Here is a 15456-nt window from a genome sequence, read left to right on the forward strand (position 1 = left end):
CATGGCCGGCGACATCCATCTGTTCGGTATCCGGCATCACGGGCCGGGATCGGCGCGGCGCCTGGTGGAGGCGCTCGATGCGCTCAAGCCCGTCGCGGTGCTGATCGAGGGGCCCTCGGATGCCTCCGAGCTGCTGCCCATGCTCGCCGACCCCGACATGGTGACGCCGGTGGCGCTGCTCACCTATGCCGAAGACAATCCGGCCCATGCGAGCTTCCATCCCTTTGCCGACTATTCGCCGGAATACCAGGCTGCCTGCTGGGCCGTGCGCCACGGTGCAGCCTTGCGCTTCATCGACCTGCCTGCCTCAGATCGCTTGGGCAGTTCGGCCAGCGACATCGCGGAGGAGATTGCCGCAAGATCGGAGGAGGACCCGGTCAGCCGTGATCCAATCGGCGCGCTCGCGACGGCGGCAGGGTATGACGACGGCGAGTCCTGGTGGTCGGACGTCATCGAGGAAAATCCCGCGACAGGTCCTGTGTTCGCTGCCGTCACTGAGGCGATGACGGCACTGCGCGCGCAAGAAAAGCCGCTATCGGCTCGCGAAGCCGCGCGCGAAGCGCATATGCGGATCGAGATCGCGAAAGCGGCGAAGGAGTGCGAGGGCGCCGTCGCCGTCGTTTGCGGCGCCTGGCACGTGCCGGCGCTCACGGAGCGACGCAGCCTTCCGGCTGACCGCGAATTGCTCAAGGGCCGGCCCAAGGCGAAGATCAAGGCAACCTGGGCACCATGGACTGCGCCGCGCCTGGCACGTGCGAGCGGCTATGGCGCGGGCGTGGTCGCTCCCGGCTGGTGCGCGCATCTCTGGGAGACGCGCGAGGGCGATCGCGTTGCCCTTTGGCTCGCCAAGGTGACGCGCGTGCTGCGCGACGGCGGTCATTTCGTCTCGACCGCCTCGGTGATCGAGGCGCAGCGTCTCGGCATCGCGCTCGCGGCGCTGCGCGAGCGGCCCTCACCCGGCTTCGAGGAGCTGCGCGAGGCGGCAATCGCATGCCTGTGCAACGGCGAACGGGCCGTATGGGACGACGTCGCGGCCGAGCTCCTGATCGGCGCGGGTGTCGGCTCGATCCCGCCGTCGACGCCACTGGCGCCGCTGCTGGACGATCTCCAGCGCCAGCAGAAGGCGACGCGGCTGAAACCGGAAGCGCTCGAACGGCCGCTGACGCTCGATCTGCGCAGCGAAAGCGGGCTGATGCGTTCGACGCTGCTGCACCGGCTGGGCGCGCTCGGCGTGCCCTGGGGACGGCTGACGGACGCAGGCCGCAGCCGCGGAACGTTTCGCGAGAACTGGCAATTGCGCTGGGAGCCGGAATTCGCAGTGCGGCTGGTCGAGAACCTGCTCTATGGCTCGACCATCGCCGAAGCGGCCGGCGGCCGCCTGATCGAGGCGATGAGCAAGGAGGCGGAGCTTGGCGCGCTGGCGAGCCTCGTGCGCAACGCCATGATCGCCGATCTGCCGCGCGCCACCGAATCCGGCATCTCGGCGCTCGAAACCAAGGCAGCCCTCACCAGCGACGGACAAGCGTTGCTCGACGCTTTGCCGCCAATGGCCGACATCCTGCGCTACGGCGAGGCGCGTGCCGGCACCGTCGAGCATCTGGCAGCCCTGATGCCGCGGATCGTCGTGCAGGCGGCCATCGCCCTGCCCTACGCCTCCCGCAATCTGGATGGTCCGGCAGCATCCCAGCTGCGCGGCGCGATCCTCGCAGCCGATGCCGCGATCCAGCTGGCCCAGCTCGACGCCAACATCGTCGCCCGATGGCGCGAGGCGCTGACCGCCCTGCTGCATGATGACCAGACCACGCGGTTGATCGCCGGCACCGCGGCGCGGTTGCTCTACGAAGCCGAGCTCTTGGCCGCCGATCACACCGCCGACCTGCTGGCACGCATGCTTTCGCCCGGTACGCCTGTTGCCGAGGCGGCCGGTTTTTTCGAAGGCTTCTTCGAGGGCGCGGGCCAACGCTTGATCCATGACGCGGCGCTGCGCAGCGCAGTCGACGGCTGGCTGCTGGCGCTCCCCGAAGATGGCTTTACCGCCGGCCTGCCGCTGTTCCGCCGCGTCTTCTCGGCGCTCGATCGCAACGAGCGCCGGCGCTTGATGGATGTGCTGTTCGCGCGAGGCACCGGCGGCGCGAAGGGCTATCGGCTTGTCCCGGATGCCGGCGCCGTCTGGCCGCTGCACGAGGCGCGCGTGCTTGCGCTTCTCAAGGTGGGAGCTGCGCGATGAGCGAGAGTGATGAACGTAGCCGCCGCTGGACCCTGGCTCTCGGCGCCGATGCCGAGAACGGCGGAGCCGGTGCGCCCCTGTCCGATAGCGACCGCCGCATGTCGGAAGCCCTGACGGCGCTCTACGGCGACGGCGATGAGGGGCCGAAAAAAGGCCGCGGCGGGCTCGGCGGCTCGGCCCCACGCGTCGCGAAATGGCTCGGCGATATCAGGGAGTTCTTTCCTGCCTCAGTGGTGCAGGTGATCCAGAAAGACGCCTTCGAGCGCAAGGGGCTTCGCCAGATGCTGCTCGAACCCGAATTCCTCGCAACCGTCGAAGCCGACGTAAACCTGATCGCCGATCTGGTCGCGCTGCGCGGCGTGATGCCGGAGAAGACCAAGGACACCGCACGGATCGTCATCGCCAAGGTGGTGGGCCAATTGATGGAGCGGCTCGAGCGGCGCACGGCGGATGCGGTCCGCGGTGCGCTCAACCGCTCGCTGCGGACCAACCGCCCGCGCTTTGCCGACATCGACTGGCCGCGCACCATCAAGGCCAATCTTCGCCATTATCAGGCCGAGCATCACACGGTGGTGCCGGAACGGCTGATTGGCTTTCTGCGCCAGCAGCGTCGCATTGTCGATCTCGACGAAGTCATTCTGTGCGTCGATCAATCGGGGTCGATGGCGACCTCCGTCGTCTACGCCTCCATCTTCGCGGCGGTCATGGCCTCACTGCCGGTGGTCGCAACCAAGCTCGTCTGTTTCGACACCGCAATCGTGGATCTGACCGAGGAGCTCGCCGATCCCGTCGAGGTGCTGTTCGGCGTTCAACTCGGCGGCGGCACCGACATCAACCGCGCCGTCGGCTATTGCGAGGACCGCATCGAGCGCCCCGCCAAGGCGCATCTGGTCCTGATCACCGACCTCTATGAAGGCGGCGATGCAGACGCGCTGGTCGACCGCCTGGGCAGGCTCGCAGCGCGCGGCATCAACGTGATCGTCCTGCTGGCACTGACCGACACCGGTCGCCCGTCCTACAACCCCGCCCTCTCGGCGAAGGTTGCGAGCCTCGGCATCCCCGTCTTTGCCTGTACGCCGGATCAGTTTCCCGACCTGATGGCGACCGCGCTGAAGCGTGAGGACGTTGCCGATTGGGCCGCCGATCGGGACATCAAGTTGATTCGGCCCGAAGGATGAATGCCTGAATCTGACGAGAGCTTCAGTTGACCATAGCACGATATCTGACTAAAGTCAGGCAATGCTCGATCCCGTCTCCCGCGTCCGTCGTTTCAACCGTGCGGTGACCTCCTCCGTCGGCGCACTCGACCATTCGTTCCTCGGGCGCGGCCGGCCGCTCGGGGCTGCGCGCGTGCTCAACGCGATCGGACACGGGCGCTCCGACATCGGCGAGGTCCGCGACTATCTCGGCCTCGACTCCGGGCTAATGAGCCGGCTGTTGCGCAGCCTGGAAGAGGAAGGCCTGATCGAGACGCATGCGCACCCGGACGATGCGCGGCGACGCGTCGCGAGCTTGACGCGTGCAGGTCAGCGGGAATTTGCAGCCTATGAGAGGATATCCAACGCGCAAGCCGAAAGCCTCCTCGCTCGGAACTCGCAAGCCGAGGCGCTGCTCGCCGCAATGGATCTGATCGCGTCCGCGCTGACGCGCGATCGCATTGCGCTCACTGAGATGGATCCGCGCAGCGACGAGGCGCGCTATTGCCTGAGAGAATATTACGCCGAGCTCGGACGGCGCTTCAAACAGGGCTTTGACGTGTCGCTGTCGCGCGACCCCGATGCCAAGGACATGCGCCGCCCGCGCGGCAGCTTCGTCGTCGCGGTATCGGACGCGCTGCCGATCGGATGTGTCGGCCTGAAGGGCACCGACCATGGCTATGCCGAGATCAAGCGGCTCTGGGTCGCCCCCTCCGCGCGCGGATTGGGGCTCGGCAGACGGCTGATGGACGCTGCAGAGGATGCGGCGCGTACGCTCGGCATCTCGCTGCTGCGGCTCGATACCAACAGCGCGCTGCCCGAAGCCGGCCAGCTCTACCGTACCACCGGCTGGCGCGAGATCCCGCGCTTCAATGACGATCCCTACCCGGATCTGTTCTTCGAAAAACCGCTCTGAGCAGAGCACCGAACCCCCTGCTCCCGCATTACCCTCGGAACGCAGGGAGTGTCGCCATGACGCCAGCCGGACTCGCCGACATCTACCGCGATTACATCGCCTGCCTGAACAGGCAGGATTGGCCTACGCTTGGCCGGTTCGTGCATGATGATGTCGCCCACAATGCGCGGCCGCTCGGGCTATCGGGCTATCGCGCGATGCTGGAGCAGGATTTCCGCGAGATTGCGGATCTGCAGTTCAACATCGAGATGCTGATCTCGGAGCCACCGCGCATCGCCGCGCGACTGACGTTTGACTGCGCGCCGACCGGCCAGTTCCTGGGGCTCGCCGTGAACGGCCGGCGCGTGTCCTTTTGCGAGAACGTCTTCTACGAATTTCATGACGGAAAGATCCGGCAGGTGTGGTCGGTCATCGACAAGGCGGCGATCGAGGCGCAGCTCTGAGGCTGCGCCTCGATCCGATCATGCCGCGACTGGGGCCGGCGCGGGCTCGACTTGCTGCGGCTTCGGGAACGGGCGGAACGTCATCGCCATCAGGAACGCGCCAAGCCCCATCGCCCAGGAGCCGATATAGAGCCAGGCGTAGCTCGAGAACGCATCGTAGATCAGGCCTCCGGCGAGCGGGCCGGTGGCCATGCCGAGGCTGCCCGCCATCGCCGTGCCGCCGATCACGGTGCCCATCATCTTGAGCGGGAAGTTCTCGCGGATGATCACGGCGTAGAGCGGCATGGTGCCGGCATAGATGAAGCCGAATACGGTCGCGACCATGTAGAAGGTCGTGAGCTGATGGGCGAAGACATAGGCGAGCGCGCCGAAGGCTTGTGCGAGCAGGCCCGAGACCAGTACGCGCTTGGCACCGAGCCGATCGCCCATCAGGCCGAAGGCAATCCGCCCGCCGAGCCCGGCCAGCCCCTCGACACTGTAGATCGTCACCGCCGAGATCAGGGGGATGCCGCAGCTCACGGCATAGCTGACCGTGTGGATGATTGGGCCGGAATGTGTGGCGCAGCAGAAGAAATTGGTGGCGAGCAGGATCAGGAATTGCGGCGAGCGCAGCGCTTCAGCCACCGTCATCTCGGATTGCGGGCCGCCCGGACCCGCTGCCGCGACGGGCGGATGCGCCAGCGCCGGCGGACGGCGGACCAGCAGCGCGACCGGGATCATGATGACGGCGACCACCAGCGACACGATCTGCATCGCGGTGCGCCAGTCATGATGAGACACCAGCCAGGCCGCAAACGGCGCCATCGTCATCGGCGCCACGCCCATGCCGGCCGACACCAGCGAGACGGCGAGGCTGCGATGGGTGTCGAACCAGCCGGTGACGGTCGCCATCATCGGCGCGAAGATCGCAGCGCAGGAGCCGCCGACCAACAGGCCGAACACGAACTGGAACACGATCAGCGAGGTCGCGTGGCTGGCGGCGAACAGGCTCAGCGCCAGCACGGTCGATCCGGTCAGCACCACCGGCAGCGGCCCGAACTTGTCGGTCAACGTGCCCCAGATCATGCTGCTGCACGCCATGGCCAGGAAGCCGATGGTCATGGCACTGGAAATGCCGGTCACCGACCAGCCGGTCTCCTTGGCGATCGGCTGCAGGAACACCGGCAGCGAAAACATGCCGCCGATGGCGACGCAGCCGAGCAGGCCGCCGGCGGCGACGATCACCCAGCGATATCTGGAAGCAGTCATTCCTTGTCTCCCGTCATGTCTGTCTCACGTGGAAGACGAATGGAAACGGCGAAAGCAGACAGGTCTTGCGACATTTTTTTAGGGCAAACATTCGCGGCCCACCAACAAGATTTCGAAAACAACCCCATGCACAGTAGCCGGCCATAGAGGGATCAATGACTTAACGATGCACGCCCATCGCAGTGCGGGGAACCCACGACGTCAGGCCGAAATTTGACTCGTCGGGCAAAACACCGGCATCATGTCATCATCCCGCAGAACTCGTAGCCGTGATGGTTGCCGCCGCTCCGCAGTTTGCGACGCGTCGAACAATGCATTGACGCCTTGCTCCGTGAGGCCGAGCTATGGGACGATCAGGGCCGCCCACACCTCGTGGGGCTCGGCGGCAATGCTGATCGACTGAACCAGGATGAACCGACACGGCTTGACCCGTCCATCATCTAAATGCGCGCGTCGAAGTCCAGGAGGATGCGGCGTCCTTCCGGCCAGTCGCCGAGATTGCTCGCAGCATTGATATGCCCCTTCGCGCCGATCTCGACCAGTTCGCTGCCCCACTGGCCTGCCCTTCCCCGCACGTAGCGCGGCGACGCGTAGGGGTCATTGGTGCTGGCCACGATCATCGAGGCAAAGCGGAAGCGCTGGTCCGGCACGGACGCGAACGCCGCGGCCTCGGCGGGGAATGCCGGAGAGCGCGGATCGGGAACAGCAACGAGAAGCGCCCCCTTCACGGGCGAGGCACTTTGTTTTTGCCAATGCGCGACGAGCAGACAGGCAAGACTGTGAGCCACCAGCACCGGTGGCGTTCTCGCTGTGCGCACGGCGCGGTCGAGGGCCTCGATCCAGTCGGCCAGATCGGGCTGATCCCAGCTCGCCGGACTGAACCTGCGGATGCCGGGGTCAGCCAGCTCCCAACGACTTTGCCAATGCGCTTCGCCGGAGTTGCCGATCCCAGGCAAATGGATGAATTCCGTCACGCCTCACCTCGATGTTTCGCCATGCACCTGCGGAGCATGGCGGTTTACATCCGCAAACGGAATTGGCATTCATCGGAAAGAGCGGCACTGTTCCGATAGATTAGAGGTCATGACGCGAAGCCGGGATTTCCAGCCCATTCTCGATCCGACTGATATTGCGATCGTCGAAACGCTCCAGGACGATGGCCGCATCAGCGTCTCGGAATTGGGGCGAAAGGTCGGCCTGTCGCAGCCGGCCACCTCGGAACGACTGAAGCGGCTGGAGGAGCGCGGGATCGTCATGGCCTATCGCGCCGTGATCGATCCGGGCTCGGTCGGCCTCAACATGATGGCGATCATCCGCCTGCGGACGACGCACGAACACATCAAGGCCTGCCTGAAGCAATTCGCCGAGATGCCCGAGATCATCGAAGTCCTGAGGCTGACGGGAGAGGATTGCTTTCATCTCAAGGTGATCGTGCCCTCGCCCACGGAGCTCGAGAGCATCGTCGATGCGATTGCCCGGTATGGCTCCGTCACGACCGCCATCGTGCTGCGGAGCGAGCCGCCGAAGCGGATCGGGCGTGAGCTGATCCAGAGAGGCTAGCGTGCCAGATATGACCATTCGTCCGATCGTTCGCTATCCCGACCGCCGGCTCGCCATGCCGGCCCGCCCCGTCACCGCCTTCGACGACGGCTTGCGGGAGCTTGCGAGAGACCTTTTGGAGACGATGCGCGCCGCGCCCGGGATCGGCATCACGGCGCCGCATATCGGCGTGCCCTTGCGTCTCGTGGTGCTGGAGCTCGATGCCGCCACTGGCCCGCAGACTTACGTCAATCCGCAGATTGAATGGGCTTCTTCCGAGATGATCCTGCACACAGAGGGCAGCGTCTCGATGCCCGGCGTCACCGACGACGTCCAGCGCCACGCCCGCGTTCGCATCAGTTATCAGGACCCCGACGGCATCATGCAAAGCGAGGAATCCGAGGCCTTGCGTGCCGTCTGCCACCAGCACGAGATCGACCAGCTCGACGGCTTATTCTGGCTCCAGCGGCTGTCGCGGCTGAAGCGGGAACGGCTGGTGAGGAAGTTCGAGAAGATGACGCGAAACTCGTAATTCGCGCGGGTCGGCCGCGGGCAAATCCAGCGCCCAATTCGAACGACTGTTTTGAAGGACCTGAGCAGTTCGCTGCTCTGCACTTCGTCCACCCTCGCGATACCAGCACGAATCGGCCGCCGATATTTCGTGCAAATATGCGATGCATTGCACAAAAATATGCACTTTTGTTTTGCGTAGCCTGTGGCATGCTGTGGGCGTTCCGTGGCACTCCCGGAAAAGAGGGGATCCCGAATGAAGTTCGCGCTTGCCAGCCTGACCGCCGCCGCAGCCGTCGCGGCAACCTTCTCCCTCGGCCAACCTGCTCGTGCCGGCGACCTGATCGTCGCGACAGACACCGCCTTCGTTCCATTCGAGTTCAAGGAGGGAGACAAATATGTCGGCTTCGACATCGACCTGTGGGCCGCCGTCGCCAAGGATATCGGGGTGACCTATACGCTGCAGCCGATGGACTTCAACGGCATCATCCCGGCGCTCCAGACCAAGCAGGTCGATGTTGGGCTGGCCGGCATTACCATCAAGGACGAGCGCAAGAAGGTCATCGACTTTTCCGACGGCTATTACGACAGCGGGTTCCTGCTGATGGTGCCGGCCAACAGCGCCATCAAGGGTCCGGAAGATCTTCCCGGCAAGACGCTTGCCGTGAAGACCGGCACGTCGGCAACCGACTACGCCAAGGAGCACTTCAAGGCGACGGAGCTGCGCCTCTTCCCCAACAGCGACAACGCCTACCTCGAGGTTGCGACGGGACGCGCGGACGCTGCAATGCACGACACGCCCAACGTCCTCTACTACATCAAGACCAACGGCCAAGGGAAAGTGAAGACCGTAGGTCCCCAGATGATGGCCCAGCAATATGGCATCGCTTTCCCGAAGGGCAGCGAGCTCGTCGCCAAGGTCAACGCCTCGCTGGCCAAGCTGAAGGGCGACGGCACCTACACGGCCATCTACAAAAAATGGTTCGGCGCCGAGCCGCCGAAGAGCTGATCCGGGCTTCGCGGCGCGCGCAACCGGGGTTGTTGCTCGAGCATGATCTTTTCGGAAAATCGCTTCGCACTTTGCGCTAACGCGGCCCTCCGGGTCCGGATCATGCTTTGGTCGGCACGCCTTCCCTGAAGGAAAGCTCTCATGGATTTCGAGTGGTCGGTTATCTGGCAGGCCCTGCCAGAGCTCTTGAAAGGCGCCCGCCTCACCGTGCTGATCGCGCTGGCGGGCCTCGCCGGCGGTCTGCTGATCGGCTTCGCCGCCGGCCTGGCGCGCGCCTACGGCAATGCCGTCCTCAACGCCATTGCCTTCGCCTATGTCGAGATCATCCGCGGCACGCCGATCATCGTGCAGGTGATGTTCATCTATTTCGCGTTGCCGATCCTCGCGAATGTCCGCATCTACCCGCTCGCGGCGGCGATCATGGCCATCATCGTCAACGCCGGAGCCTATATCGCCGAGATCGTGCGCGGCTCGTTTCTCTCCGTCCATAAAGGATTGCGGGAAGCGGGTCTCGCACTCGGCCTGCCGCTCTGGAAGGTGCTGCTCTACATCATCGGCCCGCTCGCCTTCCGCCGCATGATTCCGGCGCTCGGCAACCAGTTCATCGTCAGCCTTAAGGATACGTCGCTCTTCATCGTCATCGGTGTCGGGGAACTCACGCGGCAAGGCCAGGAAATCATGGCGGCCAACTTTCGCGCCGTCGAAATCTGGTCTGCCGTGGCGATGTTCTACCTGGTCATGACGGGCGCGCTCACGCTTATCCTCAGGATGACCGAAAAAAGGATGCGCATCCTGTGAGCATCGTGGAGTTCAAGAAGGTCACGAAGCGGTTCGGCCAGGTTACGATCCTCGACCAGGTCGACCTCTCGATCGAGCAAGGCGAGAAGGTGGTGCTGATCGGTCCCTCCGGCTCGGGCAAATCGACATTGCTCCGCTGCATCAATGCGCTGGAGGAGATCAACGGCGGCGATCTCGTGGTCGACGGTATCAGTGTCAAGGATGGCGGCCGCAAGGTCCGCATGATCCGCCAGGAAGCCGGCATGGTTTTCCAGCAATTCAACCTGTTTCCGCAAATGACGGCACTCGATAACGTCGCCTTTGGCCCGCGCCGCGTGCGCGGCGAGTCGCGCCAGGATGCGCGACAGCAGGCGCTCGACATGCTCGCCAAGGTCGGCCTCGCCGAACGCGCTCACCATTATCCGAGCGAACTTTCCGGTGGCCAGCAGCAACGCGTCGCGATCGCCCGCGCGCTTGCCGTCAAGCCGAAGCTGATGCTGTTCGACGAGCCGACGTCCGCACTCGATCCGGAACTGAGGCACGAAGTGCTGCGCGTCATGCAGGCGCTGGCAGAGGAAGGCATGACCATGATCGTGGTCACCCACGAGATGGCCTTTGCGCGTAAGGTCGGCACCAGGCTGATCTTCATGGAGGGCGGCAAGATCGCAGTCGACGGTGAGCCACGGGAGTTGCTGGCAAATCCTCAAAATCTTCGCCTGAGAGAGTTCCTGCAACATGTCGCCTAACGCCGGCCGCCGGCTTTCATTCATAGACGTCACCGGTTCACCACACGATGTCGGAGCGGCCCTTGGGCGCTTCGGCCGGGCGGCCCTGCAGGACCACTTCCGAACATCCGCTGCGTGGCGCGAACTCACGACGCGCCGCGGAGATCCCTCCATCGCCGGGATGGCTGCGATCGTTCGAGAGCGTTTTCCAAGATACTGGGCCGAGTTGCAGGGCCTCGCCGTCGGGCTGGCACTGCCCTTCGACGACGTCTTCCTGTGGAACTGCCGCGGCGATATCTGGGCGATGGCGCCGGATGGTTGCACGACCGTGCAGTTGCCGGGCTCTCCGCATGTCATCGGCCACAACGAGGACGGCGACCCCGACTTCGCCGGCCACTGCGCCCTTGCCCATGTTGCATCCGAAGGCGGCACGCCGTTCACGGCCTTCGTGTACCCGGGCTCGCTGCCGGGACATACCTTTGCGGCGACATCGAAGCGGCTGGTCCAGACCGTCAACAACATCAGGCCGCTCACGGGCGGCGCCGGCACGCCGCGCATGGTGCTCGCCCGCGCGATACTCGACGCGCCGGATCTCGATGGCGCGCTCACCGTGCTCAAGTCGGCGCCCCGCGCCGGAGCCTTTCACCTGACTTTGGCACAGGCCGGGGACGAGCGCCTTCTCAGTGTCGAGTTCACCGCGCGCGCCCTGTCGGTCGATCGGGTCGAGGCGCCGCGCGTCCATTCGAATCATCTGATCCATGCCGACACCGGGCGCGTGTCGCAAATCGTCACCGGCTCGTCCGGCGTGCGACAACGGCGCGGCGAGATGCTGCTTGGTCAAACGTGCCGGTCGGAGCCGCAGGGGCGGGCGCTCGACATTTTGTGGGACGCAGCCGACCCAGAATTGCCGATCTACCGCGCCGACCCGGCCGACAGCGACGCCGAGAACACGCTCGCAAGCGCCCTCTTCCGGGTCGGGGCTGACACGGTCGAATGGTCTGTCTACGATGGAGCGCACGAAGCGGTTCGCTTCGATTTGCGGGACGGGCTGGTGCCCTTCGCTGCGTGAACAGGATCAGGGCGATGCCAGAGGAAGCCGTCGCGGAGCCGCCGCGCACCATCGAGGATCTCAGGGCACTCGCGCTCTCGGTTGGCCGCGACGAAGCAGGCTTTTCGCTCGGCGCCAAAGCGCATGATGTGTTCGCAAAACTGGTGGAAGCACCGGAACAGTCGGCGGTTCGCTCGATCTCGGAGCTTGCCGAGCAGTTCGGCATCAACCCGTCGACGTTGACCAGACTGGCGAAACGTCTCGGCTTCGAAGGTTTCAGCGATTTCCAGGCGGTCTTCCGCAAGGCCATCGCTGACGACCAGCAGTATTTCTATAGCCGCCAGGCCGGCCGACTCATGGCCGCGCCGTCCGCCGGCACGACCGAAGTCGAGGCGTTCACGCAGCTTGCCCGGGAAACCGCAGCGAACGTTGACGGCTTCCTCCGACAACTAGACAGAGCCGCTCTGCAAGGCGCCACCAGGCTCTTGGCGACCGCCCATCGCGTTCGCGTCCATGGCGTTCGCCAATTCCATTCGCTGGCGAGCTTTCTCACCTATTGCCTGGGAATGGTGCGCTCGGACGTCGCGCTTCTGGACGCGCCGCGTCTCGGCGTCGCCGAGGCATTGTCACAGCTCGACCCTGATGACGTCGTCATCGTCGCCAGTTGCGCGCCCTATACGCGCAGCGTCGCGGAGGTGGCCCGGGTCGCAGCCTTGAACGGCCAGACGGTCATCGCGATTACGGATTCGAGGTCGTCACCACTGGTTCCTCCTGCCGCGCATGCTTTTTTCATCCCCCACGCGAGCAGCTTCTATTCGAACAGCATGGGCGCCTATGTCGTCTTCTGCGAGGCCCTGCTCAACCTTGTCGCCAGGGAATTGGGTGACAAGGCGCTAAACTCCCTGGCGGGTCGCGAGCGGCTGATCGCGGAGATGAACATCGAGGTTGGCTGACCGCAGAGCGGTCCGCTACACCCGGCGCTGCGCTGCATTGGAATCGCCACCATCGAACACCAGAGATCATGACCATCCGTTCGATCGTCCTGACTATTTCAGCGGCAAAAACAGCTCCGCGACCGTCTCATGCGCCGGCACGTCAGGAAAGAAGCTCAGCCGCTGGCAGTAGATCGGGAAGTCGCGCACCTCCTCGCCGCTGGCCGGAAGCCAATCGCGGTAGAGGTAGAGTGCGGCAGGCTCGAGATTGTCGGTGTGGCCGACGACGCGCAGCACGGCACAGCGTCCGCCGGGGATCTCGCCGGCCTTGATGTCTTCGCCTTCAGTGGCGATCGGCTGGTCAGTGCCGACGCAGAGGTCGACGCTGTAATCGGCCGGCTGCGCAGGCCGTCGCTCCGAGCGCCAGATCGTGAAGGTTGGATTTGTGCTGGGGTGCAGACCGGCAGCCTTGCGCCAGGCGATGAAGCGCTGGACGCTGGCGCCCAGCGTCGCGGGGTTGCCTCGATGCTCCATGATTGCGACCCTGGTCGCCGGCACATCGCGGATCGTCACGTCGCTACTGTCAAAACTTCTCATCAGCTTGCTCCTTGCATCTTCGAGAGGCCCGAAGGCCGCAAGCCACGAGTCCCAATCCGGCGATTTCCGGAACGACGACGGCGATTGCCCGAACCGTTGCCGAAAGGCGCGGGCGAAGGCATCGGGCGCGTCGTAACCGGCATCCATCGCGATCTCGGTCACGCCAAGCGCCCCGTCATAGGCCAGCTGGTAGGACGCGCGCTGCATGCGGGCGAGTTGGACATAACGATGCACCGACACCCCGAAGGTCGCCATGAACTGCCGGTGGAAATGGAATTTCGAGAAGGCCGCAACGCCGCTCAGGCTCTCCAGGTCCAGATCAGCGTCGAGATGCCGGTCGATATGATCCAGCACCCGCCGCATCCGGGCCCGATAGTTTTGCAGTGCCGCCGTCATCGTCCCTCCTCCGTGGCGGCCTGAGTTAGGCGATCATGGCTATGGCGTGCTCGACCGATCTTGCGGTTTGGAATACGAGGGCCGCCAGTAGGCGAATTGGCTACTCGGTCTCCGCAAGCGCCCGCATGAGGTTCGGCGTCGACCAGGTCGCAACGCCCGTACCGGCGAAGTCGCGGTCAGTCGTCCAAACGTCCGCGTCGACGCTCCAGGCGAGCGCCAGCACATGCGCGTCGCGCTCGGACCCGTTGCGGCTCGGCACGGCGTCTCGGAGCGTCGCTTCGCACCGGGCGAGCATGGATTCCAATGCAGCTACGGGAACGATCGTCAGCGCCTCCACGAGTGCATCGAGCACCTCGATCAGCTCCGGTCGCTGCAATCCCAACGTGATACGGCGTCGCGCTTCCTGGACCACGCGGTCCGTCGTCACGAGGATCGCGCCAGCAGCGGCGGCCAACAGCGCGCCGGAGCTTCGGCCCCGCACGGCGGCAATGAGAATGGCTGGGTCGATGACAATCGTGGACGACGGGCGCCTCATGCTTTCGACTTGGCCGTCAAAGCCTCGGCCTTCAAAGCCTTCACGGCCGAGACGGACCAATCGACCGGATCGACCTCGCCGAACTCGGCGAGCGCCGCGTCGTCCGCGGCGGGATCGCGTCGCTTCGCCAGCCTCTCGGCACGCGTCAACACCGCAGCGAGCCGATCCGGATCGGTCGCCTTGAGCGGGATGAGAAGGCCGACTGTCCGCTCTCCCGACTTGACCGGCGTAGGACCGGGCAACGCGCCGATCGCCTCGCCGGAGATCTTCTGCAAATCGCGGATGCTGATGTGGCTCATAGCCGTTACATACACCCATATGTAATCCCCCGCAAGTACGTAGGACGCGGTTACACAACAACGCACAATTGCCCCGACAGGCCAACCCGCCTGCTCTATCCGCGCTTTCCCTTCTTGGCTGTCACCGCCGACGCGCCGGCTTTTCGGGGGTGAAGAGTTTCGCCACGGGCCAGCATGGCGACGAATTTCGTGATCCGCTCCGCCCGTGTTTCCGGACGCTTTGCGTCATTCACCCGGTAGATGATGGAGTAGCGGTTCGCGCGATCCAGTTCTTCGAAGAACGCTGCAGCCGGCTTGTTGCGCTTGAGCGCCGCGGCCAGATCTGCCGGCACTTCGGCCTTTCCCTGCGAGGCGTAGGCGCCGGCCCAGCGCCCATCGGCTTTTGCGGCCTCGATCTCCGCAAGCCCGGCCGGCCGGATCCGGCCTTGTGCCAGCAACCGGTCGGCCGCATCGCGATTCTTTTGGGACCAACGACTGCCTCGCCGACGGGGCGTCATTCGGACCAGGAAATACTCGGCATCAAACGGCGCCAGTTGACCGTCGATCCAGCCGCAGCAGAGCGCGGTCTCTATCGCATCCTGTTTGGTGATGGTCGTCCTGGCCGCCCCGGCCCTGGACAATTTGAGCCAGCAACCTGGAGACGTTCGAGGCTCGGCGGACATATACGCTTCGAGCTTCGCCGCACTTCGAAAATGCAGGATCGGTTCCAATTTTTCGGCGCGTATCATCGTTCATGCCACCATCAACGCCTTCGCCAGCGCCATATACGCCGGCAGCGTCACGGGATCGTTGGCCGCGTTGCCCGCGAGAGGATGCGAAGCATAGCTCGTAGGATGGGTGGAGCGCAGCGATACCCATCAATCCCGTCTTTGCAGACACGATGGGTTTCGCTACGCTCTACCCATCCTACGCGCTGGCGGAGAATTAGCTAGTTGGCCGCCGCACATGCACGCATGAGGTTCGGCGTCGACCACGACGCGACACCCGTACCGGCAAAATCGCGATGTGTCGTCCAGACTCGGCATCGACGCTCAAGGCAAGCGCCAGCACGTAGGATGG

At 64.7% G+C, this 15456-nt stretch carries 17 protein-coding genes; 11 read left to right on the forward strand and 6 right to left on the reverse strand.

Going from position 1 to position 15456, the window contains the following annotated elements:
* Position 1 precedes the first annotated feature (1 nt).
* From ACVWZ4_RS31975 to ACVWZ4_RS31990, 4 genes are all read left to right on the forward strand, one after another.
* Entirely contained in the window at positions 2–2227 is a 2226-nt protein-coding gene (locus tag ACVWZ4_RS31975) for a DUF5682 family protein (protein WP_456741891.1), read from the forward strand.
* Entirely contained in the window at positions 2224–3405 is a 1182-nt protein-coding gene (locus ACVWZ4_RS31980; RefSeq protein ID WP_456741892.1) for a VWA domain-containing protein, read from the forward strand. The genes ACVWZ4_RS31975 and ACVWZ4_RS31980 overlap by 4 nt, the downstream gene beginning before the upstream one ends.
* A gap of 61 nt (positions 3406–3466) precedes the next feature.
* On the forward strand, positions 3467–4339 hold the full coding sequence (locus tag ACVWZ4_RS31985) for a bifunctional helix-turn-helix transcriptional regulator/GNAT family N-acetyltransferase (protein WP_456741893.1): 873 nt from the start codon (positions 3467–3469) through the stop codon (positions 4337–4339).
* Positions 4340–4395: 56 nt separating this feature from the next.
* Positions 4396–4782 (forward strand): ester cyclase, encoded by a 387-nt coding sequence (locus ACVWZ4_RS31990; RefSeq protein WP_456734905.1) that lies wholly within the window; start codon positions 4396–4398, stop codon positions 4780–4782.
* Between the two features lie 18 nt (positions 4783–4800).
* Here the strand turns inward: ACVWZ4_RS31990 and ACVWZ4_RS31995 are convergent, their stop codons facing one another.
* Positions 4801–6030, reverse strand: coding sequence for an MFS transporter (locus tag ACVWZ4_RS31995; RefSeq protein ID WP_456703186.1), 1230 nt, complete (start codon positions 6028–6030; stop codon positions 4801–4803).
* Between the two features lie 440 nt (positions 6031–6470).
* Positions 6471–7004 carry an RBBP9/YdeN family alpha/beta hydrolase gene (locus tag ACVWZ4_RS32000; protein WP_456703185.1) on the reverse strand — a complete coding sequence of 178 codons (534 nt, stop codon included), beginning with the start codon at positions 7002–7004 and terminating at the stop codon, positions 6471–6473.
* Between the two features lie 109 nt (positions 7005–7113).
* On the opposite strand from ACVWZ4_RS32000, the gene ACVWZ4_RS32005 reads away from it, so the two are divergent.
* The 7 genes from ACVWZ4_RS32005 (at position 7114) to ACVWZ4_RS32035 (ending at position 12591) form a co-directional block, all read left to right on the forward strand.
* Positions 7114–7590: an Lrp/AsnC family transcriptional regulator gene (locus ACVWZ4_RS32005; RefSeq protein WP_456741894.1), complete on the forward strand. Its 477-nt coding sequence runs from the start codon at positions 7114–7116 to the stop codon at positions 7588–7590.
* Between the two features lie 10 nt (positions 7591–7600).
* Complete coding sequence (locus tag ACVWZ4_RS32010; protein WP_456742295.1) at positions 7601–8101, forward strand: peptide deformylase; 501 nt, start codon at positions 7601–7603, stop codon at positions 8099–8101.
* A gap of 234 nt (positions 8102–8335) precedes the next feature.
* Positions 8336–9088 (forward strand): glutamine ABC transporter substrate-binding protein GlnH, encoded by a 753-nt coding sequence (glnH, locus tag ACVWZ4_RS32015; protein WP_456703183.1) that lies wholly within the window; start codon positions 8336–8338, stop codon positions 9086–9088.
* 141 nt (positions 9089–9229) lie between these two features.
* Entirely contained in the window at positions 9230–9886 is a 657-nt protein-coding gene (gene glnP, locus ACVWZ4_RS32020; RefSeq protein WP_092238458.1) for a glutamine ABC transporter permease GlnP, read from the forward strand.
* Positions 9883–10611 (forward strand): glutamine ABC transporter ATP-binding protein GlnQ, encoded by a 729-nt coding sequence (glnQ, locus tag ACVWZ4_RS32025; protein ID WP_456741896.1) that lies wholly within the window; start codon positions 9883–9885, stop codon positions 10609–10611. The genes glnP and glnQ overlap by 4 nt, the downstream gene beginning before the upstream one ends.
* Positions 10601–11659: a C45 family autoproteolytic acyltransferase/hydolase gene (locus tag ACVWZ4_RS32030; protein ID WP_456703181.1), complete on the forward strand. Its 1059-nt coding sequence runs from the start codon at positions 10601–10603 to the stop codon at positions 11657–11659. The genes glnQ and ACVWZ4_RS32030 overlap by 11 nt, the downstream gene beginning before the upstream one ends.
* 14 nt (positions 11660–11673) lie before the next feature.
* Complete coding sequence (locus ACVWZ4_RS32035; RefSeq protein WP_456741897.1) at positions 11674–12591, forward strand: MurR/RpiR family transcriptional regulator; 918 nt, start codon at positions 11674–11676, stop codon at positions 12589–12591.
* Positions 12592–12684: 93 nt separating this feature from the next.
* Here ACVWZ4_RS32035 and ACVWZ4_RS32040 read toward each other — a convergent pair whose 3' ends face one another.
* The 4 genes from ACVWZ4_RS32040 to ACVWZ4_RS32055 all read right to left on the reverse strand — a co-directional run bounded on the left by ACVWZ4_RS32040 (position 12685) and on the right by ACVWZ4_RS32055 (position 15125).
* Positions 12685–13563, reverse strand: coding sequence for an AraC family transcriptional regulator (locus ACVWZ4_RS32040; protein WP_456741898.1), 879 nt, complete (start codon positions 13561–13563; stop codon positions 12685–12687).
* Between the two features lie 100 nt (positions 13564–13663).
* Positions 13664–14098, reverse strand: a complete 435-nt coding sequence (locus ACVWZ4_RS32045) for a PIN domain-containing protein (RefSeq protein ID WP_456741899.1) — start codon at positions 14096–14098, stop codon at positions 13664–13666.
* Positions 14095–14397, reverse strand: coding sequence for a hypothetical protein (locus tag ACVWZ4_RS32050; protein WP_456741900.1), 303 nt, complete (start codon positions 14395–14397; stop codon positions 14095–14097). The genes ACVWZ4_RS32045 and ACVWZ4_RS32050 overlap by 4 nt, the downstream gene beginning before the upstream one ends.
* Before the next feature lie 95 nt (positions 14398–14492).
* Entirely contained in the window at positions 14493–15125 is a 633-nt protein-coding gene (locus tag ACVWZ4_RS32055; RefSeq protein ID WP_456741901.1) for a YdeI/OmpD-associated family protein, read from the reverse strand.
* Positions 15126–15456 lie beyond the last annotated feature (331 nt).

The organism is Bradyrhizobium sp. USDA 4472 (assembly GCF_054058595.1).